We start from the raw sequence: 25,174 nt of genomic DNA, 5'->3' as shown, positions 1-25,174 counted from the left end.
GCGGCTTATGGCTTGCGGGCCACGGCCCCGTACGCGTCCACCGTGTCCCCTTCGGTTTCCGGGCGCCACCGCGTGATCGGGACGATGCCCGGCTCCAGCACGTCGAGCCCGTCGAAGAACGCGGCGATCTCGTCGACCGGACGGACGTAATACGGCACCGCCCCGCTGGCGTTGTACGCCGCCGAGGCAGCGATCATCCCCTCGCTGGTGGCGGTGGAATCGCCGATCACCAGGTAGCTGCCGGACGGCAGCCCCGCCATCAGGCGGCCCACCAGGGCACGGGCCTCGGCGGGGTCGGCGACGTGGCCGAGGACGTTCAGCAGCACGAGCGCGACCGGTTGGGTGAGGTCCAGCGTCCCGGCCGCCGCCGCGAGGACTGCGTCCGGGGCGTAGAGGTCCGCGTCGAGGTAGTCGGTGGCGCCCTCGGGGGTGCTGCTCAGCAGGGTGCGGGCGTACACGAGGACGAGCGGGTCGTTGTCGACGTACACGATCCGCGCGTCCGGTGCGACGCGCTGCGCCACCTGGTGGGTGTTGTCGGCGGTCGGCAGTCCGGTCCCGATGTCCAGGAACTGCCGCACACCGTGCTCGGCGGCCAGGCAGGTGACCGCCCGGGCGAGGAAGTGGCGGCTGGCCACCGCGACGTCGACCAGACCGGGGAAGATCTCCTTGATCTCGTCGCCGACCGCCCGGTCGGCCTCGTAGTTGTCCTTGCCGCCCACGAAGTAGTTCCAGAAACGGGCGGAGTGCGGCTTGGTGGTGTCGATGCGCTGCGCGACATCGTCGGACACGGAGCTGACTCCTGACGGGTTGTGGCCGTACGTACGGACGATCTGCCCACAAGCTAGCCGGAGTTGGCCACGCGCCGTGCGCGTTTGGCGACAAAGGGGCGGGGCTCAGGCGCCGCGGGCGAGGAGCGTGCGGAGGGCCTTCGCTACGTCGGCGGGCGCCTCCTCGGCCATGAAGTGGCCGTATCCCACGGTCTCGTGGTGCAGATCGGGCGCCCAGGCGCGCCACAGCGCCTCCGCGTCGAACCCGAGCGCGGCGCCCCAGTCCTGCTGGAGGACGGTGACCGGCATCCGCAGCCGGTTGCCCGCCTCCCGGTCGGCCCGGTCGTGCGCGACGTCGATCCCGGCGGAGGCCCGGTAGTCGGCGACGATCGAGGGGACGGCGGCGCGGCAGGCGTCCAGGTACGCGGCGCGGATGTCGGCGGGGATCGCGGCGGGGTCCGTGCCCCAGAGGTCGAGGAAGTGGCCGAAGAAGTCGTCCGGGGCGGCGGCGATCATCCGCTCGGGCAGGCCGGGGGGCTGCGCCATCAGGTAGAGGTGGAAGCCGACGGCCGCGGTGGTGCCGTGCATCGCCTGCCACATGTCCAGCGTCGGCAGTACGTCGAGGGCGGCGAGGTGGGTGACGGCGTCCGGGTGGTCGAGCCCGGCGCGGAAGGCGACCAGGGCGCCGCGGTCGTGGCCCGCCAGGGCGAAGCGGTCGTGGCCGAGGGCACGGGCCACGGCCACGATGTCGGCGGCCATGGTGCGCTTGGCGTACGTGGCGCCGTCGTCGGCCTCGGCCGGTTTGTCGCTCGCGCCGTAGCCGCGGAGGTCGGGGCAGATGACGGTGTGGTCGGCCGCCAGGTCGGCGGCGACGTGCCGCCACATCAGATGCGTCTGCGGAAAGCCGTGCAGCAGGACGACCGGACTGCCGGTGCCGCCGACGGCCACGTTGAGGGCGATGCGGTTGCCTTCGGCGGCGGCGACGGGGACGCGGTGGTGGGCGAAGCCCGGGATGGCGGGGGGCTGGGGCATGGCGGCGCTGCTCTCGGGTGGTGGCGGATCCGCCGGGTTTTCGGCGGGCGTGTCCGAGGGTGCCGCGCCCCGATCAGCAGCGGGTCAGCGCGGGCGCGGGGGTGTTGCCTTGCCGATCACGGCCGGATCGCGGCGAGCGGTGGTGGCGCGGGGCGCCGTGCCAGGTGGCGCGGGGCGCCGCCCTGTGGCGGGCCCGGTTTCGAGGGCGCGGCTTGGTCGGCGAGGCGCCGCGCCTGGCCCGGTTACCGTGGCTCGGTGACGGTGGAACGGGTCGCGTTCGGGGTGCTCGGGCCGGTGGTGGCCTTGGGTGATGGTGGTGTGCTCGCGTTGAAGGGGCCGCGGCACCGGGCCGTGCTGGCGCGGCTCATCGTGGCCCGCCGCCGGGTCGTACCGGTGTCCCGTCTCGTCGAGGACCTGTGGGACGAGCCCCCGGCGGGTGCCGTGGGGGCCGTACAGACTTTCGTCGGCGCTCTCCGCCGCGCCCTGGAACCCGATCGTCCGCCGCGTGCCCCGGCCCGGCTGCTGGTCACCGAGGGGCCCGGGTACGCGCTGCGGGCGGCGCCCGACGCCGTGGACGCGTGGCGCTTCGAGGCGGCCGTGGGCGCCGCCGCGACCCTGCCGCCCGCGGCGGCGCTGCGGCGGCTCGGCGAGGCGCTGGAGCTGTGGCGCGGTCCGGCGTACGCCGGGTTCGAGGGGGCGGGCTGGGCCCGTGGCGAACGCTCCCGCCTGGCCGAACTGCGGCTCCGGGCCGTCGAGCAGCGCGCCGAGACCCTGCTCGCGCTGGACCGGGCCGCCGAGGCGGTGCCCGACCTCGACGCCCAGCTGACCGACCACCCCTGGCGCGAGGACGCCTGGCGCCTGCTGGCCCTCGCGCTGTACCGCTCGGGCCGCCAGGGGGACGCGCTGGCCGTGCTGCGCCGGGCGCGCACCACGCTGATCGACCAGCTGGGCCTGGACCCCGGCCCGCGCCTGCGCCGCCTCCAGGCGGACATCCTCGCCCAGGACCCCGCTCTGGAGGCCCCCACCCGCGGCCCCGGGGTGGCGGCCCGGGTGTGGACGGAGGCGGCCGCCGTCTACGACCGCACGGTCGGCGGCGGGGCGCGGGCCCGGCTGGAGGCCACGGTGGGGCTGATCCGGAACCTCGCGGTGACCGGGGGCGGGGGTCTGGAGGCGGCCCGGCAGCACCGTCTGGCGGCCATCACCGCCGCCGAGGAGTGCGGCGACCCGGAGCTGACCGCGCGGGTGATCGGCGCGTACGACGTGCCCGCGATCTGGACCCGCAGCGACGATCCGGAGCTGGCGGAGCGGATCGTCGGCGCGGCCGAGCGCACGTTGGCCGCAGTGCCCGCGCTGCCGGGCGGCGACGCGGCGCGCTGCCGTCTGCTGGCCACCATCGCACTGGAGATGCGCGGCACCCGCTCCCCGCGCGGGCCCGCGGCGGCGCGCGAGGCCGAGGAGATCGCGCGGCGGCTGGACGATCCGGCGCTGCTGGTCTTCGCCCTGAACGGGGCGTTCATGCAGTCCTGCACCGGGGCCGGGCTCGCGCCGCGGCGGGATGCGATCGGGGCGGAGCTGGTCGCGGTGGCCGCCCGGCACGGGCTGGTGACGTACGAGGTGCTGGGCCATCTGGTGCGGCTCCAGGCGCGCGCCGCGCTCGGCGACTTCCCGGCCGCGGACGGGCACGCCGCCGCCGCGGACCGGCTGGCCGTACGCCATGAGCTGCCGTTGGTGGGCGTCTTCACCCAGTGGTACGGGGCGCTGCGGCTCGCCGCGGCCGGGCGGACCGTACGGGCCGAGGCCGCGTACCGGGCGGCGGCCGGGCGGCTGGAGGGGGCCGGGATGCCGGGGGTGGAGCGGGGCCTGCTGCCGCTGGCGCTGCTGTGCGTACGGCTGGCGGGTGGCGGCGTACGGTCCGCGCGGGAGGCGGGCCGGGGCGTCGACCTGGGCGCGGACTGGGGTCCGTACCGCCCCTGGGCCGAACCGTTCGCACTGCTCGGAGACGGGGCGGCGGCCAAGGCGCGGGCCGCGCTGCGGGCCCTGCCGGAGCCCCCGGCGGACCTGCTGTACGAGGCGCTGTGCTGCCTGGAGGCGACGGCCGCCGTGGTGGTCGGCGACCGGGACGTCCTGCAACGCGCCCACGCCCGCCTGCTCCCGGCCGCGGGCCAGCTCGCGGGCGCGGGCAGCGGCCTGCTGACGCTGGGCCCGGTGGACGCCCATCTGTCCGCCATCGCGGCGGCGCTGGGCTAGCGGACAGCGGGGGGACGTGGGCGCGCCGCCGGTCGGCGGGCGGCACCGGCCCTGCGCACGGCCGGTGCACCTGACGCCATACGGGCCCAGCTCGGCGGCCGCTGCTGCGGCGGCCCGAAAGCGGCCGGACGGCCGTCAGGTCGCGCGGCGGGCCCAGGAGCGGCCGGGCGGCCGCCGGGAACGACGGCCGCCGGTGCGCCGGACGCCGTACGGGCCCGGGTCGGCGGCTTCCGCGGCGGCGTGCCCGGAAGCGGCCAGGCGGCCGTCCGGTCGCGCAGTGGGCCCGGCAGCGGCCGGGCGGCCGCCGGGGGCGACGGCCCGTAGCGGCCTGTACGCGGCGCACTGCGGGTGCGGGCCGGGGCTACGGCCAGCGTTCGTACCAGCGCTGGTCGGCTTCCAGCTGCGCGGCCAGGGAGATCAGCAGGGGCTCGCTGCAGGCCGGACCCAGGAGCTGGGCGCCCAGGGGGAGGGTGGCGGCGGGGTCGGCGAAGCCCGCCGGGACGTTGACGGCGGGCCAGCCCAGGACGTTCCAGGGCCAGGCGTACGGGCAGGCCGCGATCATCGCGCGGTCGGTGTGCCAGCCGGACAGGCGGGCCATGGCGCCGATCGGCAGAGGCGGGGTGGCGGTCGTCGGGGAGAGGACGACGTCGTACCGCCGGAAGATGGTGCCGATCCGGCGCCGCAGGGGCTCTTCGGCGGCGCGGGCCAGCCGCAGGGTGCCGCGCAGGAGGCGGCCGTTGCGGGCGGCGGCGCGGGTGCGCACGTCCAGCAGGAGCGGATCGGGGACGCGGCCCGCCCATTCGCACAGGCCCGCCGTGGCGCGGGGCAGGAAGGCGAGCCCGACAGCGCCGTAGCGCGGCTCGGCCTCCTCGACCTCGTGGCCGAGGGCGGCGAACCGTTCGGCGAGCCGGGTCACGGCGGCGCGGACGGCCGGGTCCAGGCTTTTCGGCGTGCCCGTGAAGGCGGGCTTGAACGACAGGGCGATCCGCAGCCGCCCCGGGTCGCGGTCCGGGGCGGACAGCATGTCGATCGGGTCCGGACAGTGCAGGTCGCCGTCGCGGTTGCCGCTGGCCGCGTGCAGCAGCAGGGCGGCGTCGGCGACGGTGCGGGCGAGGGGGCCGTTGCAGGTGATGCCGTTGAAGGACTCGGCGTCCGGCCAGGTGGAGATCCGGCCGCGCTGCGGCTTGATGCCGACGAGATGGGTCCAGGCGGCGGGGATACGGACCGACCCCGCGCCGTCCGAGCCGAGCGCGGCGGGTACCAGCCCGGCGGCGACGGCGGCCGCGGCGCCGCCGGAGGAGCCGCCGGGAGTGTGGGCGAGGTTCCAGGGGTTGCGGGTGTCGCCGAAGGCGGGGCCCTCGGTGAACGGCCACTGGCCCAGCTCGGGCGTGTTCGTCTTGCCGACGATCACGGCCCCGGCCGCCCGGAGCCGCCGTACCGCCTCGCCGTCCTCCGTCTTGGCCGGAAAGTCGCCGCAGCAGCCGAAGGCGGTCGGCTCGCCCGCCACATCCGTGTCGTCCTTGACCGCGAGGGGCACTCCGAGGAGCGGCAGCCGCTCACCCGCCGCCAGCCGCCGGTCGGCGTCGGCCGCCTCGCGCAGCGCGGCCTCGGCCCGGACGCGCCGGAAGGCGTTGAGGGTGGGCTGGGTCTCGGCGATGCGCCGCAGCGCCTGCTCGACCAGCGCCTGCGAGGTCACCTCGCCGTCGGCCAGTGCCCTGACCTGCTGGCCCAGCCCCTTCGGAATGACGCTGGTCAACGATGGACCTCCTCGCTCTGACGGATAGGTGAATTAGGCCACTCCCCCTTTACCCGAGGAGGGGTGGCCACGCACCCTGGGCAACGGTGGTTGCCCGTTTCATCACCATCATCACCATCCTCCTCAGCATCTCCAAGCAGACTCAGCATCTCCGAGCAGCAAGGACGATCCGCATGACCGAGATCGCGGCCCACCGCGCCCGCACCGGCGGCCCTTCCGGCTCCGACCACGACAAACTCATGGAGCAGGCCATGGGCTGGGTCCTCGCCATCGCCATGGCGATGTTCGCCGCGCAGCTCGGCCTGTTCTAGAGCCCACCCAGTGCGGCACCCCCTCGGGCGCGCTCAGAACAGCGGCTGCTGGCCCGTGGTCGGCGGCTCGTCCCCGTCGAACAGCTTCGGCGGGGTGGTCAGCAGCGGCGCGATCCGCCGCGACCCCGGGCAGGAGACCAGCTCGTAGTCGGAGCGGCGGCCCGGCGGATCGTGGCGGGCGAAGCGCCCGCCGACCACCGCGATCTCACGGGTGCAGACCGGACACGTGCGGCGGGGAGCAGACATGATCCCAGTGTCGCTCACCCGCCCCGGATGTCCCGGGCGAGCTTCCGGGCCGAGTCCGCGGTGGAGAACCCGGCGATCTGGGTGGTGCCGCTGGTGAGGGACTCAAGGACGGACGGCGCGGACAGCAGCGTGCCGTCGTGGACTATGGCGAGCTGGTTCCGCGGGTCCTGCCGGGCGGCCAGCTCGCCCGTGAGCCGCGCGAAGCGGGCACGGTCGCGGTCGGCGAGACCCACGTTCACGAACCAGCCCGCGAGCGTCTGGTGACTCGCCTTCGCCCACGCCGGACGCACCGTCATACCGGAGGCGGGCGTGGTCACGTAGCAGAGATCCGTCGCGGCGTCCCGGTACGTGGCGTACGCATCCGGGTCGGCGCCCAGGGCCGTACGGCTCGGGCACGCCCCCGGGACCGTCGCCTCGACGGGGAGGAACCGCAGCGGCTCGGCGTCCGGCGCCACGGCGGAATCGGGCGGCGCGGCGAAGGTGGGCGGTGCCACGGAAAAGGACGGCACCGCGGAAGAGGACGGCGCGGCGGAAGAGGACGGCGCCGGGGAAGAGGACGGCGCGGCGGTCCCGCCCGGTCTGTCGAAGCCCCGGCCCCCGCCCCCGCCGCCGCACCCCGCAATCGCCGTCGTCATCGCCGTCGCGGCCAGCGCGCACCAGACGGCCGCCGCAACCCGCCCCCATGAAGCCCTCACCGGACCATCCCCCCTCATCTCCCTCAGAACGCATCAGCCGGGACATACGTGCCCCACACTTCCCGCAACGCGTCGCACACTTCGCCGAGCGTGGCCCGCGCCGCGAGCGCGTCCTTCATCGGGTAGAGCACATTGGCCGTCCCCGGCTCGCTCTCGGCCGCCTTCTTCAGCGCCGACAGCGCCGCGCCCACCGCCGCCCGGTCCCGGCCGTCGCGCAGCCGGGCGAGCCGGTCGCGCTGGCGCTCCTCGATGGCCGGGTCCACGCGCAGCGGTTCGTACGGCTCCTCCGCGTCGCTCCGGAACCGGTTCACGCCGACCACCACCCGCTCCCCCGCCTCCTGTTCGCGGGCGATTGCGTACGCGTTGCGCTCGATCTCGTCCTTCTGGAAACCCTGTTCGATGGCGGCCACGGCGCCGCCCCGATCCTCGATCCGCCGCATCAGGTCGACCGCCGCCGCCTCCACCGCATCGGTCAGCGCCTCCACCGCGTACGAGCCCGCGAACGGGTCGACGGTCGCCGTCACATCCGTCTCGTACGCCAGCACCTGCTGGGTGCGCAGCGCGAGCCGGGCGGAGGTGTCGGTGGGCAGGGCGATGGCCTCGTCGAAGGCGTTGGTGTGCAGCGACTGGGTGCCGCCGAGGACCGCCGCGAGACCCTGGACGGCCACTCGGACGAGGTTCACCTCGGGCTGCTGGGCGGTGAGTTGGACCCCCGCGGTCTGCGTGTGGAAGCGCAGCATCTGCGACTTCGGATCGCGCGCCCCGAACTCCTCCCGCATCACCCGCGCCCAGATCCGGCGCGCGGCCCGGAACTTGGCGACCTCTTCGAGGAGCGTCGTACGGGCGACGAAGAAGAACGAGAGGCGCGGCGCGAGCCCGTCCACGTCCATGCCCGCCGCGAGGGCCGTACGGACGTACTCGATGCCGTCCGCGAGCGTGAAGGCGATCTCCTGCGCGGGCGAGGCCCCGGCCTCGGCCATGTGATAGCCGGAGATGGAGATGGTGTTCCACTTGGGCAGCTCGGCCCGGCAGTACTGGAAGATGTCCGCGACGAGCCGCAGCGAGGGCCCGGGCGGGAAGATGTACGTGCCGCGCGCGATGTACTCCTTGAGGACGTCGTTCTGGATGGTGCCGGTCAGCCGGTCCCCCGGCACCCCCTGCTCCTCGGCGACGAGTTGATAGAGGAGCAGCAGCAGCGCGGCGGGCGCGTTGATCGTCATCGACGTCGAGACCTGGTCGAGCGGAATGCCGTCGAACAGCATCCGCATGTCCTCGACGGAGTCGATGGCGACGCCGACCTTGCCGACCTCGCCGTGCGCGAGCGCCGCGTCGGAGTCGTAGCCCATCTGGGTGGGCAGGTCGAAGGCGACCGACAGACCGGTGGTGCCGTGCGCGATGAGCTGCCGGTAGCGGGCGTTGGACTCGGCGGCGGTGCCGAACCCCGCGTACTGACGCATCGTCCACGGACGGCCCGTGTACATCGACGGATAGACGCCGCGGGTGAACGGGTACGCACCGGGCTCGCCGAGCACACCGTGGTCGCGCCCGGGCCCGTACACCGGCTCGATCGGGAATCCCGACTCCGACTCGCGCGCCATGAGTCCCTGCCTTCTGGTGGCTTATACCTGCCCTTGTACCCATTCAGGGCCTTCTTCACAGCATGCGCTGATGTTCACCGCACGGCAGCCCCGGGCAACATTCCGGGCGACGAACCGGCGAAGAGGGGGATGCATGCACGGAAGATCGGTCGTCCGCACCGCGCTCGCCACAGCCGCCGCGGCGGCCCTCGTGGCGGGCTGCCGGGGCGAGACGGCGACCCTGGACGGACAGCGACATACGAGAGCGGAGCCGCGGGCGGGCGCCAGTACCGCGAGCGCGGCACCCCGCACCCCGGCGGCGACGCCGCGGCCGCACCGCACGTTCACGCACACCCCGCGGGCCACGCCCCGCCCGGCCGGGCCGCCCCGCACCCGGGTGGCGGCGAAGCCGCGCACGGTCCCGCGGGCGGCTCCGCCCGTCATCGGCTTCGGCACCAGCAGCGAACGGGTGCGCGAACTTCAGGCACGGCTGCGCCAGCTCGGGCACTTCGGCCGCAACCCGACGGGCTACTTCGGCACGGTGACGCGCGCGTCGGTCGCCTCGTACCAGCGCGCCCGGGGCCTCGCGGCCACCGGCTCGGTGGACAGCCGCACCTGGACCTCCCTGCGGTCCCGCACCACCCCGCCCACCCGCGACGAGCTGCACCCGCCGACCACCAACCCGCTGGCCAAGCCGGACTCGCGGTGCCTGACCGGGCGGGTGCTGTGCATCAGCAAGAACAGCCGCACGCTGGCGTGGATGATCAACGGCCGGGTCGTCTCGGCCATGGACGTGCGCTTCGGCTCGCAGTACACGCCGACGCGGGAGGGGCTGTTCCAGGTCAACTTCAAGAGCCGGGACCATGTCTCGACGATCTACGACACCCCGATGCCCTACGCGATGTTCTTCAGCGGCGGCCAGGCGGTGCACTATTCGGCCGACTTCGCGGCCCGGGGCTACAGCGGGGCGTCGCACGGATGTGTGAACGTCCGCGACAAGAAGAAGCTCGCGGCGGTCTTCAACCAGGTGAAGGCGGGCGACAAGGTCGTCGTCTACAAGTAGGACCGCGACCATCAAATTGAGGAGCCACGACGGCGAGAACCCGGTCCGCGAGAGCGGCGCCGGTTTAGGCGCAAAGAAGAGGTGGCGCGGGCAGAGCCGGGGGAACGTGCTCTGCCCGCGCCGATGCGCGGAGCCGTCGGTACGGGGGGAACCTCGGCTCCCGCGCGGCCGATGACCAGTCGGCCCGTTTCTTACAGCGTCACCCCTGAAAAAAACGTCACACCAGATTCCCGGGTGGCTCAGGAAGCGTTGGATTTCGTGGGTGCCGCGGAGCCTGACTGCTCCGTGGACGGGGTGCCGGACGGAGTGGCCGACGAGCTGCCGGACAGGGTCTCCGTCGGGGTGCCGGACGTGGTCGGGTCCGGGCTCGGCGTCGCGTCACCGCCTCCGGAAGACGTATCGGACGGCGGCGGGGGCGCGGGGTGGGAGGACCCGCCGTCGTCACCGCTCCCGCCGTCGTCACCACTGCCGCCGCTGCCATTGGTGCCACCGCTGCCGCTGCGCGGAACCGGGTCGCCGCCGACGAGAGAGACGCAGTAGTCGTGGATGCCGGACCGGCTGCCCGCCGCCTGCCGCAGCTTCTTCATCGCCTTCGGTCCGACCCCGGGCCCGGTACCGGCCTCCGCCGCGAGGTAGCGGCGGCAGGCGCCCAGGGCCCGCTGTCCGTCGCCGTTGCTCTGCCCGTTGCCGGTGTCGGTCTTCCAGGCCCCGGGCTTGGCAGGCTTGCCCGGCTTGTCACTCCTGCCGTGCTTGTCACGCCGATCGTGCTTGCCGTGCCGGTCCTTGCCGTGGCCCTCGCCACCGCCCGGTACGCCCCGGCCCTGGGCACCCTCCGACGTACCGCCGCCGTCGGGCGCCGTCGACGTACCGCCGTCCTCGGAGATCTCCGGCCGTGCCGACTCCCCGCCACCGGGGCCGGTGTCCGACACGCTCGGGCCCGGGGTGCCGTCGCCGTGCCCGAACGGCAGCACACCGGCCGCCGCGGCGACCGCGAAGCCGCTGAGCGCGCAGCCCGCCACCGCGGCCACCATGCCCGCGCGCAGCGGACGCCGCATCCCGCGCCAGCCGGTCCGCCGCTCACCACCGGCAGCGGCAGCGGAAGCGGCACCGACAGCGGCAGCGGAGAGGCCGACATCGGCCGCTCGCGCTATGCGCGTTGACTTGTCGCCGACCTGGCCTTCTACGGAATCGCCGACCAGCGTCGGCTTGGCGTGCGCGGCGCGGAACGCGGCCACCGCCGCCTCCTCGCCGGGGAGCGGTGCGCTACCGGCGTCGTCCGCGCGGCGGGCCGCCTCGGCCACGGCGGTGAGCACGGCCGCCAGCCGTTCCGCTTCCGGGTGCGGCCGATCGCTCCGGTCGTCGGGGGCGCCGCGCTGCCCCTCGACCGGTTCACCGCGAAGCAGCCGCTCCGCGGCCTTGTCATCCAGCCAGCTGTAGCGGTGGTCGTCGGCCATCACATGTCTTTCTGCGTTGGCGCGCCCGATTCCGTCACACCCGCGGACCTGGCCACCCCCGTCTCGCGCTGCCCGGGTATCCCGTCGAGCACGGGCGTGTCACCGAGCAGGTCGGCCAGTCGCCGCAGGCCGCGGTGGGCGGCGGTCCGTACCGCGCCCGCGCGCTTGCCGAGCACCGCGGCCGCGCTCTTGGCGTCCAGCCCGAGGACCACCCGCAGCACCACCGCCTCCGCCTGGTCCTGCGGGAGCTGGGCGATGAGGCTGAGCGCGCGGCCGGTGCCGAGCGCCTCCAGCGCCTCACCGGCGGTGTCGGTGTCGGCCGCCCGGCTCTCCAGCTCGGTCTCGTCGCCGCCGATGACCGGGCGGCGGCCGCGCATCCGTATGTGGTCGAGGGCGCGGTTGCGGGCGATGCGGGCGGCCCAGCCGCGGAAGCGGTCGGCGTCTCCGTCGAACCGTCCGAGGTCGCGGGCGATCTGAAGCCAGGACTCGGAGGTGATGTCCTCCGCGTCGGCGTCACCGACCAGGGTGCGTACGTAGCCGAGCAGGCGGGGGTGCACGCACCGGTACACGGTACGGAAGGCGATCTCGTCCCCTGCCTGCGCCGCGTTCACCGCGGCGGTCAGCTCCGCGTCGTCCCCCTGCACGCTCTCTTCCTGCCCCACTCGGAGAAATCTCGGTCCAGCGATGCCGGGCGGCGCGCTAGCCCTGCCCGTACGGCGACCCGGCGGGCGGGCCGGACGGCGGGGCGGGCGGGGCCTGCGGGACGACCGGCGGCGTCTGCGGGGCGCCGCCACCGTACGGGGACGGGGCGGGCGCGCCGTACGGGTTACCGGGTGCGCCGCCACCGTACGGGTTCTGGGTGGGCGCGCCGTACGGGTTGCCGGGGGCGCCGCCCGGTGCCATCGGCGCCTGCGGCGGCATCTGGGCCTGCGGCGACAGACCGGCGCGCTGCTCCTGCATCGCGGTGATCTGGCGGACGACCAGCAGGGCGAGGATCGCGGCGGCGATCGTCACGACGTACGCGAAGAGGTTCATGCCGAGCGCCGTCTTCATGTCCTCGATGGCACCCCGTGCCCCGAACAGGCCCGAGCTGTCGGCCCGGTTCCGGGCCCTGGTCCACTGCTGGAGGGAGCTGCTGAAGAGGATGCCGCCCGCGAGCCAGCACACCCACCAGCCGTTGAGCAGCCCGCGCCGGGCCTCGTGCGGGCCCTGCGGGGAGCTGGCGCGCCAGATGTCGTTGGCGATCTGCTTCGGGAACCACAGGCTGACCACCGGGGTGAACCAGGCGCCCGCCGCCCAGCCGGAGCCGAAGCGGTGCTGCCCCGGCGCGAACGCCTCGGCGTTCAGCCGCAGCCGCCGGAACCAGATGGGCCACACGATGGCGACCGCGAGCATGACCAGCGTGGAAATGATCAGTGCGAGGGCGTAGAAGGAGTCGGCGCTGTCGGCGTCGTCCTCGCTCGGCAGATTGCCGTCCAGGATGTCCGTGTAGATGCCGTACTGCTGAGCGCGGGCGATGAACGCCAGGATCAGCGTGGCCACGGTCGCCCCGAGCAGCACGGTGAGCGTCGTCGACATCCCGCGCCGCAGGTCCACGCCGCCGGGCGGCATGCCGCCCGCCGCGGGCATGGACACGGGCGGCGCCGCGGGATAGCCCGTCGTGGGCACCGGATGCTGCTGTTGCAGCTGCTGCTGATAGGTGCCGCACGCCGCGCAGCGACCGTCGGGGCCGACGGCGACAGCACGGCAGTTCCCGCACGGATACATTTCTTGATCCCCCTGGGGACGTGGCCCGATCGGAACCACGCGAGAAAATAAACCTGACCGCGCCCGCAGCGCGGACCTGCACGTTACGGGCATCCGACCGGTCCCGTCCAGAGTCCGCCCAGGGCATGGACACGCCGGTCCTGCCCGTAACGGTCAGGTCTCGCATCCACCGCGGGTGTGACGTATTCGAAGCGTGCGACGCTATAAGGAGCAAGGGCCTTCACCGGCCCGCGCTGGACGGCGGTCGGGGCCTCTCCTGTGGGGGGTGGCGGCCCCGGCCGTCCCTCCTGCTCAGCCCCCCAGCCGGTCGGCGAGACGGGTGAAGGCGGACCACGTCAGCGGGGGTTTCCCGGGATCCCACAGGCGCTGTGAGAGCGCGGCGAGCGGCAGCCGGATGCCCTTGGCCACCTGCTGCTCGGTCTGGGCGCCGGGCTGGTCGGACCAGACCGCGAAGCGGGCGCCCAGGACGCGGCTCGGGCCGGTCAGCTTTTTGTCGGAGACGGGCTGGGTCCCGCGCAGGGTGCCGGGAGTCCATTCGTCGTAGATGCGCTTGCCGGTGGGGTAGAAGAACCCGTTGGGCTCGCCGAGCACGTAGTAGAGGTACTCGGAGTTGAGGTTCACCACGTTCCGGCCCTCGCGCAGATACTCCACCGGCGGCCGGGCGGGCCACTTGGTGCGGCCGGTCCAGTACTCGACCTCGATGTTCTTGTCGGGGGCGATGACGCCGCCGTTGAAGAAGCCGTCGTTCCACGCCTTGGGCTCCTTGCCGAGCGAGCGGGCGACCGCCGCCCGGTCGTTCAGCCAGCCGGTGGCCAGGTCCTGCACCGTGGCCTGCCCGCCGTACTTGCGGTGCGCGGCGGCGACGAGCTGCGGGAACGACGCCTCGGGGTCCTTGACGGTGAGCGCCAGGTACTCGTCGGCGCCCAGGTGCCAGTAGCGGCCGGGGAAGAGCGGGGCGTACTCGCGCATCAGCTGGTCCACGATCCGGGCGGAGCCGGGCTTGGAGATGTCCACGTCGCCCTGGAACGAGGTGCCGCCCGCGTTGCGCAGCTGGAGCTCCGGGTGCTGGCGGATCACCGCGCCGAGGTGCCCGGGCGAGTCGATCTCGGGGACGACGGTGATGTGCAGCCGCTGGGCGAGCGCGACGATCCGCCGGACCTGGGCCTTGGTGAGGTGCTGCGGCGAGACGATCTCGGGGTGGGTATCGCTTTGGATACGGAATCCCTGGTCGTCCGAGAAGTGCAGACCCAGCTGGTTGAGCTTGAGGTCGGCCATCTCGCGGACCCGCGCCTCGATCCATGAGGCGGTGTAGAACTTGCGCGCGATGTCCAGGTTCAGCCCGCGCTGGGAGCGGCCGGGGCGGTCGTGGATGACGCCCTCGGGGAGCTTGCCGCTGGAGCGCAGGGCCTGCTTCACGGTCCGGGTGCCGTAGAAGACGCCCGCGGTGGCCGGGCCGGTGACGCGGGCGCTGCCCTTGCGGACGGTGAGCGTGTATCCCTCGGCGCCGCCGCCCTGACCGGGCGCGACGGCGAGGGACAGATCACCGCGGTGCGGGGTGCCGGAGGCGGCGCGCAGCCCCAGCTCATCGGCGATCATGCGGGCCTCGTCGGCGAGCGGACCCTTGAGGTCGGCCACCACCCGGCTCTTCTTGCCGGGCTTCCAGCCGGGCCCGGACTTCGCCGTGAACTCGCGGACGGAGGGGATCGTGCGGGGCGGGGTCGAGGCGGGCGCCGCGGTGCTCGCGTGGGTGGCCGCCGGCGACCCGGTGGTGTGCTGCCGCGCAGGGAGGGAGGGCGCCCGCGGGGAGGCCGAGCCGTGCTGCGTGGACTGCGTCTGCTGGCAGCCGAGGCCGATGAGGACGACGGTCGCGGCGGCACCGGCGACGCCGCCGCGGAGGATGGCCGCCTTGGCGGCTCCGACGGACAACCCCATGGCGGGCACCTCCGCTCGACGTACTGCTGTCTACGTCACGCCCCTGTTGTCTACCTCACGCCTGTTGTCTACTTCACGCCGCAAAACGTCCCCCTACGAGTGAATTTACGCTCTCTCCGCCACACCGGCCTCTCCACGTCGTTACCGTTGACTGCTCACGCTTCCCAGCACACCTCCCCCACGCGCCACCCTGTGTCCCCGCGCGCCCAAGGAGTCCACGCTGTCCAGCTCCAGCACCACAGGCGGCCTCGACCGGCTCAACCGCGTGACCGCCGACGCCGCCGAGGCGTCGCTGCTCTCCTGCTGCGGCAGCCGCCGATGGGCCCGGCTGATCGCGGACCACCGCCCCTATCCCGATCTCGACGCGCTGCTCGCCGCCGGGGACGAGGCGAGCTACGACCTCACCCCGGCCGATCTCGCCGAGGCGCTGGCGGACGAGTCCATGACCGGCCATCCGCTGCCCGCCGGGCCCGGGGTCGGCTCACTGGCCGCGCACACCGCGTTACGAGCCGCGCACGCCGCGTACGAGCGGGACTTCGGCCACGCCTTCGTGATCTGCCTGGACGGCGTACCCCCCGAGGAGCGGCTGGACCGGCTGCTGACCGGAATCCGGGACCGAATGGGGAACGAGCGCGAGGAGGAGCGGGCCAACGCCGCCGAGGAGCTGCGCCGCATCGCCCGCGGGCGCCTCACCCGATTGGCCGCCCCGGGTGCCCATACGCCGGATATCGCCCGTTTCCGCCCCGCATGACGCGCCCACCCGTGCCTCTTTGATCACACCTGAGCCCCCCGCGCGAACCCTCCGACAACACGTCGCTACGATGGCCAGGGCCGGTGGACCGTACCCGGCCGGGCCCGACCGACAGTCAAGCCGGCAGGCCCCAGTCCCCGCTTCCGGAGGGTTTTCCGTGCCGGCTGGAACGCTGTACCGCGGCCGGGAAGGTATGTGGTCCTGGGTGGCTCATCGAGTCACCGGCGTCCTCATCTTCTTCTTCCTGTTCGTACATGTCCTGGACACCTCGCTCGTCCGGGTGTCCCCCGAGGCGTATGACGACGTGGTCGCGACGTACAAGACACCCATCGTGAACCTGATGGAGTACGGCCTCGTCGCCGCCATCCTGTTCCACGCCCTCAATGGGCTGCGCGTCATCGCCGTCGACTTCTGGTCGAAGGGCCCGAAGTACCAGCGCCAGATGCTGTGGTCCGTGGTCGGAGTCTGGGTCGTGCTCATGCTCGGCGCCTTCTACCCGATCCTCCAGCACACGCTGCGCGAACTGTTCGGGAGCTGACGCACATGTCCGCCGAGACCACCACCCCCGCGAACGACGCGGTCAGCGCGTACGACGTGGACCACCCGGCCCCGGTCATCGAGCCGCCGCGGGCCCGTACCCGTAAGACGCCCAAGGCGACGCGCACCAACTTCGAGATGTACGGCTGGCTCTTCATGCGCCTGTCCGGCATCGTGCTGGTCGTCCTCGTCCTGGGCCATCTGCTGATCCAGCTGGTGCTGGACGGCGGTGTCACCAAGATCGGCTTCGCCTTCGTGGCCGGCCGCTGGGCCTCGCCGTTCTGGCAGGCATGGGATCTGATCATGCTGTGGCTCGCCACGCTGCACGGCGCGAACGGCCTGCGCACGATCATCAACGACTACGCGGAGCGGGACAACACCCGCCTGTGGCTGAAGGGGCTGCTCTACACGGCGGCCGGATTCACCATCGTGCTCGGCACTCTGGTGATCTTCACCTTCGACCCGAACATCCGCTAGGCCCCGGGGCTGAGGTATCCACTCATGAAGATCCACAAGTACGACACCGTCATCGTGGGCGCCGGCGGCGCCGGTATGCGCGCGGCCATCGAGTCGACGAAGCGCAGCCGCACGGCAGTGCTCACCAAGCTGTACCCCACCCGCTCCCACACCGGCGCCGCCCAGGGCGGCATGGCCGCCGCCCTCGCGAACGTCGAGGAGGACAACTGGGAGTGGCACACCTTCGACACGATCAAGGGCGGCGACTACCTGGTCGACCAGGACGCCGCCGAGATCCTGGCGAAGGAGGCCATCGACTCGGTCCTCGACCTGGAGAAGATGGGCCTGCCGTTCAACCGGACCCCGGACGGCACGATCGACCAGCGCCGCTTCGGCGGCCACAGCCGTAACCACGGCGAGGCCCCGGTCCGCCGGTCCTGCTACGCCTCGGACCGCACCGGCCACATGATCCTCCAGACGCTGTACCAGAACTGCGTCAAGGAGGGCGTGGAGTTCTACAACGAGTTCTACGTCCTGGACCTCCTGATGACCGAGGTCGACGGGGTCAAGCGCACCGCGGGTGTCGTGGCGTACGAGCTGGCCACCGGCGAGCTGCACGTCTTCCAGGCGAAGGCCGTCGTCTTCGCCTCCGGCGGCTGCGGCAAGTTCTTCAAGGTGACCTCCAACGCGCACACCCTCACCGGTGACGGCCAGGCCGTCGCGTACCGGCGCGGGCTGCCGCTGGAGGACATGGAGTTCTTCCAGTTCCACCCGACCGGCATCTGGCGCATGGGCATCCTGCTGACGGAGGGCGCCCGCGGTGAGGGCGGCATCCTCCGCAACAAGGACGGCGAGCGCTTCATGGAGAAGTACGCGCCGGTCATGAAGGACCTCGCCTCCCGCGACGTGGTCTCCCGCTCCATCTACACGGAGATCCGCGAAGGCCGCGGCTGCGGTCCCGAGGGCGACCACGTCTTCCTCGACCTGACCCACCTGCCGCCGGAGCAGCTGGACGCCAAGCTGCCGGACATCACCGAGTTCGCGCGCACCTACCTGGGCATCGAGCCGTACACCGACCCGATCCCGATCCAGCCGACCGCGCACTACACGATGGGCGGCATCCCGACCAACGTCGAGGGCGAGGTGCTCTCCGACAACGACACCGTCGTGCCGGGCCTGTACGCCGCGGGCGAGGTCGCGTGCGTGTCCGTGCACGGCGCCAACCGGCTGGGCACCAACTCGCTGCTCGACATCAACGTGTTCGGCCGCCGCGCGGGCATCGCCGCCGCCGAGTACTCCGCCACGGCGGACTTCGTCGAGCTCCCCGAGGACCCGGCCGGGTTCGTCCGCGACCAGGTCGAGGACCTGCGCGACGCCACCGGCACCGAGCGGGTCACCGAGGTGCGCAAGGCGCTCCAGGAGACCATGGACAAGAACGTCATGGTCTTCCGCACCGAGCAGACGCTCAAGGAGGCCGTCGAGGAGATCGGCAGTCTGCGCGCCCGCTACAAGAACTGCTCCGTCCAGGACAAGGGCAAGCGGTTCAACACCGACCTGCTGGAGGCCCTCGAGCTGGGCAACCTGCTCGATCTGGCCGAGGTCATGGCCATCTCCGCGCTGGCCCGCAAGGAGTCGCGCGGCGGTCACTACCGCGAGGACTACCCCAACCGCGACGACGTCAACTTCATGCGGCACACCATGGCGTACCGAGAGGTGGGCTCGGACGGCTCCGAGTCCATCCGCCTCGACTACAAGCCGGTCGTGCAGACCCGCTACCAGCCGATGGAGCGTAAGTACTGATGAGCACCCCCACGCTTGAGAAGTCCGACCAGGCCCCGGAGGCGGCCGACGCGACCGCTTCGCACACGGTCACGGTCACCTTCCGGATCCGGCGCTTCAACCCGGAGCTGGCGGCCGATGCGTACTGGGAGGACTTCCAGCTCGACATCGACCCCAAGGAGCGCGTCCTCGACGGCCTCCACAAGATCAAGTGGGAGCTGGACGGCACCCTCACCTTCCGCCGTTCCTGCGCCCACGGCATCTGCGGCTCCGACGCCATGCGGATCAACGGCCGCAACCGGCTGGCCTGCAAGACGCTGATCAAGGACATCAACCCGGAGAAGCCCATCACGATCGAGGCCATCAAGGGCCTCACGGTCCTCAAGGACCTGGTCGTGGACATGGACCCCTTCTTCCAGGCGTACCGCGACGTGATGCCCTTCCTGATCACGACGGGCAACGAGCCGACGCGGGAGCGCCTGCAGACCGCCGAGGACCGCGAGCGCTTCGACGACACCACCAAGTGCATCCTGTGCGCCGCGTGCACCTCCTCGTGCCCGGTGTTCTGGAACGACGGCCAGTACTTCGGCCCGGCGGCGATCGTCAACGCCCACCGCTTCATCTTCGACTCGCGCGACGAGGGCGGTGAGCAGCGGCTGGAGATCCTGAACGACAAGGACGGCGTCTGGCGCTGCCGCACCACCTTCAACTGCACCGACGCGTGCCCGCGTGGCATCGAGGTCACCAAGGCCATCCAGGAGGTGAAGCGCGCGCTGATCACGCGTCGCTTCTGAGCCGCCGGTAGGCCCTTGTGACGGGCCCGCCCCCTCGTCGGGGGGCGGGCCCGTCGCGTTTTCGTGTGGTCGAACGCCGAACGTTGAACGCCCGCCGCGACCTCGACGTACCTCCTGGGGCAGAGGGTGGATGGGGCACGTTCATCAAGGGGTGAAAGCGTGACCGGCACGCAGGAGCGCGGCACAGAGGAACGAATCGGCCCGCCCATGAGCGACAGCCGCCCGTTAAGCGGCGAGCTCGCATGGCGCGGCGGGCTGGATCCGGTCCGCGCCACCCGCATCGGGCTGCAACTCCTCGCCGTCCTCGACTCCGCCCATCGCGCGGGCATCGTCCACGGTGACATCAGCCCCTCGCGGGTCCTGCTGCGCTCGGACGGCGAGGTCGTCCTCTCCGGCTTCGGCCATGTCGGCGTCGAGCCGTCCCGGCAGGTCACCGACCCCGCGTACGCCTCGCCGGAGCAGGCGCGCGGCACCGGCGCCTGCTCCGCGTCCGACATGTGGGCGCTGGGCGCGGTCCTGTTCGCCATGGTCGAGGGCCGCCCGCCGCACCGGGGCCGGGCCTCGCCGGAGGAGACGCTGCGGGCGATACGGGAGGAGCCCGTACCGCCCCCGCCGCACGCCGGACCGCTCGTCCAGGTGATCCACGGGCTGCTGCGCGACGATCCGCGGGAGCGGCTGACCGCACCTGTGGTGCGCCAGGCCCTGGAACGCATCCTCAACGAGGGCGAGCCCGTCGCGATCCGTGCCGCGCCGCGCCTGCCGTGGCTGCGCAATACGTACGAGGCGTGGTTCCCGTCGGCGCGGGGCGGCGGCGGACGGGACGGGGGTGGCCGGAACGGGGATGGCCGCGAGGGCCGCCGGGGCGGGCCGTTGGCGCTGGCCGTCGCCACCCTGGTCCTCGGCACGGCGGTCTCGGTGGTGGCCCTGGCCAACACCAGCGGCCTGACCGGCGGCGGCGACAGCGCCTCCGACGCCTCCTCGCCCTCCGCCCCACCGGCGGGCGGGGCCGCCCCCAGCCTGCCCCGCGAGGACCCGCCGCCGTCCACACCGGGGGATTCGGCCCCGCCCGGCTCCTCCGCCCCCGGACGGCCCCCGTCGTCCTCGCCCCCCGCCGCCGGTGGCGGCGGCGGAGGCGGCGCCTATCCCGGCCCCGACGACCCGCCGCCGTCCGGCTTCTACCGCTACACCAGCGAGGTGGGCGGGTTCTCCATCGACCTCCCCAAGGGCTTGAAGCAGGTCAAGAGCGGTTCGCGCTTCCACATCAAGTTCGCCGCCGAGGGCGACGACCGCAATCTGGTGGTGACCTTCGGGAAGGGCCCCGAAGAGGACCCCGTGGACGGCTGGCGCCGCCTGATCCCGACGATCGAGAAGCTCTACCCCGGCTTCCAGCGGATCGACGGCATCCGCCGCGTCGACTACCGCGACTGGAAGGCCGCCGACATGGAGTGGAGCACCGCGGTCGGGCAGGACCGGCTCCGCACGTTCGGCCGCGGCTTCCTGGTCGGCGGCGGCCGGGGCTTCTCCATCAGGTGGACGACACCGGCGCACGACTGGAACGCCAAGGAGAACAAGCGGGCGCTCGGGATCTTCCTCACCTCCTTCGAGAAGACCCAAGACTGACGAGGACCGACGGACCGGGACAGGTGAGGCGCACGCAGGCCGTCGCCCCTCGGGCGGCGGTCTGCGCAGCTCAACCCACTATGCATGCCGCGTATACCCGTCGCGTATAGTGCCGGGCATGGCCGTTGCCTATCTCCTCCCGATCCAAACTGCCGCCGCCCTCTTCCCGGTACTCGCCCTCTTACTGCTGGTGCCGACCGCCGTCGTCCTCTACCGACGGCACGGCGTGCTGTCCCACGGCCGGGCCCTGTCGCTGTACGGGTTCCTGTTCTACGGGCTCACCGCCTTCTGCATGACGATCGTGCCGCTCCCGAAAGACGTATCGGCCATGTGCCCGGGCTTCGCCGCCGTCTCCCAGCCCCAATGGGTGCCGGGCAACACCTTCGCCGACATCTGGAAGGAAGCCGGGCATCACCTGACCCCCGGCGCGCTGGTGTTCCAGAACCCCGCCGTCGCCGGGGCGCTCTTCAACCTGCTGCTGACCCTGCCCCTCGGCATCTTCCTGCGCTACCACTTCCGGCGCGGGCTGCGGACCACCGCCGTGATCGGGCTCGGGACGGCACTGTTCTTCGAGCTGACGCAGGTGACCGGCGTCTGGGGCCTGTACAACTGCCCCTACCGGCTCTTCGACGTGGACGACCTGATCATCAACACCTCGGGCGCGGTGGTGGGCTGGCTGCTCGCCGGGCCGGGGGCACGGCTGCTGCCCACGCTGGAGAGGCTGGACGGGCGGGCACTGGGGCGGCGACCGGTGCCGTTCGGGCGGCGGTTGACGGCGCTCGCCGTCGACCTGACCGGATATGTGCTCGCGACGATATTCGCCGGTTTCGTCCTGACCGCTCGGAACGTGGCGCTCCCGGCCTGGCTGCTCGCCGCCGGGACCTTCGCGGCCTGGTTCGTCCTGGTGCCGCTGGCGACCGGCGCAACCCCCGGCAAGTGGCTGCTGCGACTGCGGCTCGTGGCGGCCGACGGCGGCCCGCTGGTGGCCTGGCGGCTGGCGATGCGGGCGCTGCTGCTCGGGGCGTTCGTGCTGCCGCTGCTGGCGATGCTGTTCCTGGCCCTGCTGATCGTGATGGACGAGCCGTGGCCGAACGACCTCATCGACCTCGCCCATGACCCGGGCGCCCAGGGCGCGGACGCGGTCCTCACCACGCTCGGCCCCGTCCAACTGTTCACCGTGGCCGCCGGGTTCGCGCTCACCATCACCTGTGCGCTGGAGACGCTGCGCCACCCGGACCTGCTCGGCCCGCACGATCACGCCTCGGGCTTCCGCAACGCCGCACTGCCGCACACCCGCGCGGCGGCGACCGACGAGGAGCCGGTACCGGCCGCGAGCCGCGAGCCGGAAACCACGTCAGGCGCGCGTTGAGGCCAGTTCCACGACGGTGACGTCCGGCGGCGCCCCGACCCGCACGGGCGGGCCCCAGGCGCCCGCCCCGCGGGTCACGTACAGCTGGGTGTCGCCGTACCGCTCCAGCCCCGCCACGGTGGGGTTGGCCAGCGCCGCGACGTACTCGCCGGGCCACAGCTGCCCGCCGTGCGTATGGCCGGACAGCTGGAGATCGACGCCGCGCTCCACCGCGTCGTCGATCACCACCGGCTGATGGGCGAGCAGGACGGATGCCCGCGCCCGGTCGCGGTCGCCGAGCGCCCGCTCGAAGTCGGGCCCCTGCCCCTCGTCCTCCCCCGCCACGTCGTTCACCCCGGCGAGATCGAACCAGGGCAGCTCGACGCGCTCGTTCTCCAGGGGATGGACGCCGAGGTCGCGGACGTGATCGACCCACTGCCGGGCGCCGGAGAAATACTCGTGGTTCCCGGTGACGAAGAAGCTCCCGAGCCGGCTGCGCAGCCCGCGCAGCGGCTCGGCGGCCGGGCCGAGGTCCGCGACGCTGCCGTCCACGAGGTCGCCGACGACGGCGATGAGGTCGGGGTTCGTACGGTTGATCGTCTCGACCACGCGCCGGGTGTGCGAGCGGCCGAGGACCGGGCCGAGGTGGATGTCGCTGACGACGGCGATCCGGAAGCCGTGCGCGCGGCGCGGCAGCTTGGCGAGCGGCACGGTGACCCGCTTGACGCGCGGCCCGCGCAGCACGGTGTACGTCCCGTACCCGACCGTCCCGGCGGCCGCCGCCGTGGCGCCCGTGGCCACCGCCCGCGCGACGAACAGCCGCCGGGATGTCGTACGGCCTGTCCCGGGTGCTGCGGTCCCGGGTGCAGCGGGCGCCTTGGGTGTCTCGGGAGCCTCTGTCGCCACGGTCGCGGTGCCTCCGGGCGCGGCAGCGGGCACCGGGGGCGGGGCCGGGACCGGGGCCGGGGCCGGGGCGGCGGGGGCTTCGGCGGCCGGGCGGCGCTTCAGCCAGGCGTGCAGGAGGGGACGTACCGCCTCGCCGGCCAGCAGGGCCAGGGTCAGATACAGCAGCAGCGCGAGCCACAGATACCCCGGCCAGGCCAGCACCCGCTGGAGCGGGAAGGGCACGCCCGTACGCCCCGCGACCAGGGCCCCGACGCTGATCAGCGGGAGCGCGAAGGCCGCCGCCGTGCCCGTACGGCGCGCCCGTCCGCCGGGCGCCGTCGTGTCGCGGATCAGCCGCCGCCACACGTACCAGTGCACGCCGGCGAGCAGACCGACGACGGCCAGTGCGATCAGGACGAAGAGCACGACCATCCCCGGGCCTCTCCCTATGCGGCTATGCGGCTATGCGGCGTGCGGCTGCGTGTCATGCGGCTGTGCGGCCGTACGGCCATTCCGGAACAGTTACTCTTCGGCGCCATTTCGGCGCAGAGCGCGCAGACCACGCAACCCGATCACCCCGATGGCCGTCCCCAAGAGAAAGGACGTGATCGCGAGCAGCAGGTGCACCCAAAAGTACGCGGTGGGGTCGCCCGCATCGTCGAAAGCGAGCCCACTGGCGTCCTTCCACAAGTTTTTGACAAAGGTGAACCAGATGACCCAGCTCCAGACCCCGAAGGCGAGCAGGAACCAGGACACGGGGCGGCTGAGCTTCATGGTCTCCAGTATGGGCACCCGCTCGCGTACCTCCACGCGGGGGGCCATGACCCGTAAGACGGCGGTGCTTTCGCCGTCCGGGACGGCGGCGGGTACGTTCGCAGACGTGCCGATCTCTTCGAACACCTTCACGTCGCGAAGCGCCGCCGCGCCGCTGGCCATCACCGCCGCCCTGCTGCTGTCCACTCTGCTGTCCGCCTCCCCCGCACTCGCCGCCGACGACCCCGGCGGCGCCAAGGGGGCCGAGGCCGCGAAGCCTCCCGCCCGGATGTCCACGGTGGGCGGGACGCGGCTCGGCCGCCCCGGTACCCAGGTGAATCCGAAGCGCGGCGCGCCCGCGCTGCCGAAGGAGCTGAGCGGCAAGTCCTGGATGGTGGCGGACGCCGAGTCGGGCGATGTGCTGGCCTCGCACAACGCCCACTGGCAGCTGCCGCCCGCGAGCACGCTGAAGATGCTGTTCGCGGACACCGTGCTGCCGAAGTTCCCCAAGACGCAGAAGCACACGGTGCAGGCGTCCGACCTGGCCGGAATGGGCGCGGGCAGCAGCCTGGTCGGGGTGAAGGAGAACCTCAGCTACTCGGTGCACGACCTGTGGCTGGGCGTCTTCCTGCGCTCGGGCAACGACGCGGTGCACGTCCTGTCCGCGATGAACGGCGGCGTCCCGGCGACCGTGCGGGACATGCAGGCGCACGCCAGGAAGCTGAACGCGCTGGACACCCATGTCGTCACACCGGACGGCTATGACGAGGACGGCCAGTACAGCAGCGCGTACGACCTCACGCTGTTCGCCCGGTCCGGGCTGCAGAACGCGGACTTCCGGGAGTACTGCTCGACGGCGACCGCCCAGTTCCCGGGGGAATACAAAAAGGACAAAAAGGGCAAGAAGGTCCGCATGAGCTTCGGGATCCAGAACACCGACCGCCTGCTGACCGGCATCGACGTCAAGGCCTACAAGGGGCTGGCGGGGGTCAAGAACGGCTATACGAGCAAGGCGGGCTCCACCTTCACGGGCGTGGCCCAGCGCGGCAAGCGAGTGCTGCTGGTCACCGTCATGAACCCGCAGAAGTCGGAGCCCTACGGGGTCTACAAGGAGACGGCGAAGCTGCTCGACTGGGGGTTCAACGCGGCGGACCGGGTGAATCCGGTCGGCACTCTCGTCCGCCCCGGCCCGGCGGGCCTGAACCAGAGCCATGCCTCGGCGGACGGCGCGAAGAAGGGCGACGAGCACACCCAGGCGTCCGTCTCGGGCGGCGGTGACTCGGGCGGCATGTGGACGGCGGCCGGGATCGCGGCCGGTTCGCTGGCCGTGCTGGGCGCGGTGGCGTTCGCGGTGCACCGCCGCTGGCCGCGCCGGGGCTGAGACCTACGAGTCCCTTACGCCCC

General features: G+C 72.9%; 23 protein-coding genes. 11 read left to right on the top strand and 12 right to left on the bottom strand.

Annotation, left to right across the window (positions count from 1 at the left end):
• Nucleotides 1-5: 5 nt before the first annotated feature.
• Nucleotides 6-788, bottom strand: coding sequence for an SAM-dependent methyltransferase (locus ACZ59A_RS23260; protein ID WP_470961254.1), 783 nt, complete (start codon nt 786-788; stop codon nt 6-8).
• A 105-nt stretch (nt 789-893) separates the two neighbouring features.
• A complete protein-coding gene (locus ACZ59A_RS23255) occupies nt 894-1,799 on the bottom strand; it encodes an alpha/beta fold hydrolase (protein ID WP_470961252.1) in 906 nt (301 codons plus the stop codon).
• A 261-nt stretch (nt 1,800-2,060) separates the two neighbouring features.
• On the opposite strand from ACZ59A_RS23255, the gene ACZ59A_RS23250 reads away from it, so the two are divergent.
• Nucleotides 2,061-4,046, top strand: coding sequence for a BTAD domain-containing putative transcriptional regulator (locus ACZ59A_RS23250; protein ID WP_470961811.1), 1,986 nt, complete (start codon nt 2,061-2,063; stop codon nt 4,044-4,046).
• 361 nt (nt 4,047-4,407) lie between these two features.
• On the opposite strand, the gene ACZ59A_RS23245 is transcribed toward ACZ59A_RS23250, so the two are convergent.
• On the bottom strand, nt 4,408-5,802 hold the full coding sequence (locus tag ACZ59A_RS23245) for an amidase (RefSeq protein ID WP_470961250.1): 1,395 nt from the start codon (nt 5,800-5,802) through the stop codon (nt 4,408-4,410).
• A gap of 173 nt (nt 5,803-5,975) precedes the next feature.
• On the opposite strand from ACZ59A_RS23245, the gene ACZ59A_RS23240 reads away from it, so the two are divergent.
• Entirely contained in the window at nt 5,976-6,113 is a 138-nt protein-coding gene (locus tag ACZ59A_RS23240) for an SCO1431 family membrane protein (protein WP_468049353.1), read from the top strand.
• 33 nt (nt 6,114-6,146) lie between these two features.
• Here ACZ59A_RS23240 and ACZ59A_RS23235 read toward each other — a convergent pair whose 3' ends face one another.
• The 3 genes from ACZ59A_RS23235 to ACZ59A_RS23225 form a co-directional block, all read right to left on the bottom strand.
• Nucleotides 6,147-6,359 (bottom strand): hypothetical protein, encoded by a 213-nt coding sequence (locus ACZ59A_RS23235; RefSeq protein WP_468049355.1) that lies wholly within the window; start codon nt 6,357-6,359, stop codon nt 6,147-6,149.
• A gap of 14 nt (nt 6,360-6,373) precedes the next feature.
• Nucleotides 6,374-6,853: a SecDF P1 head subdomain-containing protein gene (locus ACZ59A_RS23230; protein ID WP_470961248.1), complete on the bottom strand. Its 480-nt coding sequence runs from the start codon at nt 6,851-6,853 to the stop codon at nt 6,374-6,376.
• Nucleotides 6,854-7,077: 224 nt separating this feature from the next.
• Entirely contained in the window at nt 7,078-8,652 is a 1,575-nt protein-coding gene (locus tag ACZ59A_RS23225; RefSeq protein WP_470961246.1) for an acyl-CoA mutase large subunit family protein, read from the bottom strand.
• 133 nt (nt 8,653-8,785) lie between these two features.
• Here ACZ59A_RS23225 and ACZ59A_RS23220 point away from each other — a divergent pair, with 133 nt between their 5' ends.
• Nucleotides 8,786-9,694, top strand: a complete 909-nt coding sequence (locus ACZ59A_RS23220; protein WP_470961244.1) for a L,D-transpeptidase family protein — start codon at nt 8,786-8,788, stop codon at nt 9,692-9,694.
• A gap of 239 nt (nt 9,695-9,933) precedes the next feature.
• On the opposite strand, the gene ACZ59A_RS23215 is transcribed toward ACZ59A_RS23220, so the two are convergent.
• The 4 genes from ACZ59A_RS23215 to ACZ59A_RS23200 all read right to left on the bottom strand — a co-directional run bounded on the left by ACZ59A_RS23215 (nt 9,934) and on the right by ACZ59A_RS23200 (nt 14,847).
• Nucleotides 9,934-11,148, bottom strand: coding sequence for a hypothetical protein (locus tag ACZ59A_RS23215; protein ID WP_470961242.1), 1,215 nt, complete (start codon nt 11,146-11,148; stop codon nt 9,934-9,936).
• Entirely contained in the window at nt 11,148-11,792 is a 645-nt protein-coding gene (locus ACZ59A_RS23210; RefSeq protein ID WP_470961240.1) for an RNA polymerase sigma factor, read from the bottom strand. Before ACZ59A_RS23210 ends, ACZ59A_RS23215 begins: the two co-directional genes overlap by 1 nt.
• Before the next feature lie 55 nt (nt 11,793-11,847).
• Nucleotides 11,848-12,915 (bottom strand): DUF4328 domain-containing protein, encoded by a 1,068-nt coding sequence (locus tag ACZ59A_RS23205; protein WP_470961238.1) that lies wholly within the window; start codon nt 12,913-12,915, stop codon nt 11,848-11,850.
• Nucleotides 12,916-13,206: 291 nt separating this feature from the next.
• A complete protein-coding gene (locus tag ACZ59A_RS23200) occupies nt 13,207-14,847 on the bottom strand; it encodes a beta-N-acetylhexosaminidase (RefSeq protein ID WP_470961236.1) in 1,641 nt (546 codons plus the stop codon).
• A 190-nt stretch (nt 14,848-15,037) separates the two neighbouring features.
• Here ACZ59A_RS23200 and ACZ59A_RS23195 point away from each other — a divergent pair, with 190 nt between their 5' ends.
• The 7 genes from ACZ59A_RS23195 to ACZ59A_RS23165 all read left to right on the top strand — a co-directional run bounded on the left by ACZ59A_RS23195 (nt 15,038) and on the right by ACZ59A_RS23165 (nt 22,153).
• Nucleotides 15,038-15,598 (top strand): 2-oxo-4-hydroxy-4-carboxy-5-ureidoimidazoline decarboxylase, encoded by a 561-nt coding sequence (locus ACZ59A_RS23195; RefSeq protein WP_470961808.1) that lies wholly within the window; start codon nt 15,038-15,040, stop codon nt 15,596-15,598.
• Nucleotides 15,599-15,755: 157 nt separating this feature from the next.
• Nucleotides 15,756-16,136: a succinate dehydrogenase, cytochrome b556 subunit gene (sdhC, locus tag ACZ59A_RS23190; RefSeq protein WP_468049364.1), complete on the top strand. Its 381-nt coding sequence runs from the start codon at nt 15,756-15,758 to the stop codon at nt 16,134-16,136.
• Between the two features lie 5 nt (nt 16,137-16,141).
• Nucleotides 16,142-16,612, top strand: coding sequence for a succinate dehydrogenase hydrophobic membrane anchor subunit (locus ACZ59A_RS23185; protein ID WP_398319546.1), 471 nt, complete (start codon nt 16,142-16,144; stop codon nt 16,610-16,612).
• Nucleotides 16,613-16,636: 24 nt separating this feature from the next.
• Complete coding sequence (sdhA, locus tag ACZ59A_RS23180; protein ID WP_468049365.1) at nt 16,637-18,391, top strand: succinate dehydrogenase flavoprotein subunit; 1,755 nt, start codon at nt 16,637-16,639, stop codon at nt 18,389-18,391.
• Nucleotides 18,391-19,164 (top strand): succinate dehydrogenase iron-sulfur subunit, encoded by a 774-nt coding sequence (locus ACZ59A_RS23175; RefSeq protein ID WP_470961234.1) that lies wholly within the window; start codon nt 18,391-18,393, stop codon nt 19,162-19,164. The genes sdhA and ACZ59A_RS23175 overlap by 1 nt, the downstream gene beginning before the upstream one ends.
• Before the next feature lie 159 nt (nt 19,165-19,323).
• Nucleotides 19,324-20,784, top strand: coding sequence for a serine/threonine protein kinase (locus ACZ59A_RS23170; protein ID WP_470961232.1), 1,461 nt, complete (start codon nt 19,324-19,326; stop codon nt 20,782-20,784).
• Nucleotides 20,785-20,902: 118 nt separating this feature from the next.
• Entirely contained in the window at nt 20,903-22,153 is a 1,251-nt protein-coding gene (locus ACZ59A_RS23165; RefSeq protein WP_470961230.1) for a VanZ family protein, read from the top strand.
• On the opposite strand, the gene ACZ59A_RS23160 is transcribed toward ACZ59A_RS23165, so the two are convergent.
• The gene (locus tag ACZ59A_RS23160) at nt 22,139-23,449 is read right to left on the bottom strand and encodes a metallophosphoesterase (protein ID WP_470961228.1); all 1,311 of its coding nucleotides are present in this window, start codon (nt 23,447-23,449) and stop codon (nt 22,139-22,141) included. The two genes, ACZ59A_RS23165 and ACZ59A_RS23160, sit on opposite strands and share 15 nt — an antisense overlap.
• A 90-nt stretch (nt 23,450-23,539) precedes the next feature.
• The gene (locus ACZ59A_RS23155) at nt 23,540-23,791 is read right to left on the bottom strand and encodes an SCO4848 family membrane protein (RefSeq protein WP_468049373.1); all 252 of its coding nucleotides are present in this window, start codon (nt 23,789-23,791) and stop codon (nt 23,540-23,542) included.
• Between the two features lie 46 nt (nt 23,792-23,837).
• On the opposite strand from ACZ59A_RS23155, the gene ACZ59A_RS23150 reads away from it, so the two are divergent.
• Complete coding sequence (locus ACZ59A_RS23150) at nt 23,838-25,151, top strand: D-alanyl-D-alanine carboxypeptidase family protein (RefSeq protein ID WP_470961226.1); 1,314 nt, start codon at nt 23,838-23,840, stop codon at nt 25,149-25,151.
• Nucleotides 25,152-25,174 lie beyond the last annotated feature (23 nt).

The sequence above is a fragment of the Streptomyces sp. NPDC040405 genome, assembly GCF_055595765.1.
Note: the sequence above shows the minus strand (reverse complement) of the source record. Positions and strands in the feature narration are given on the sequence as shown.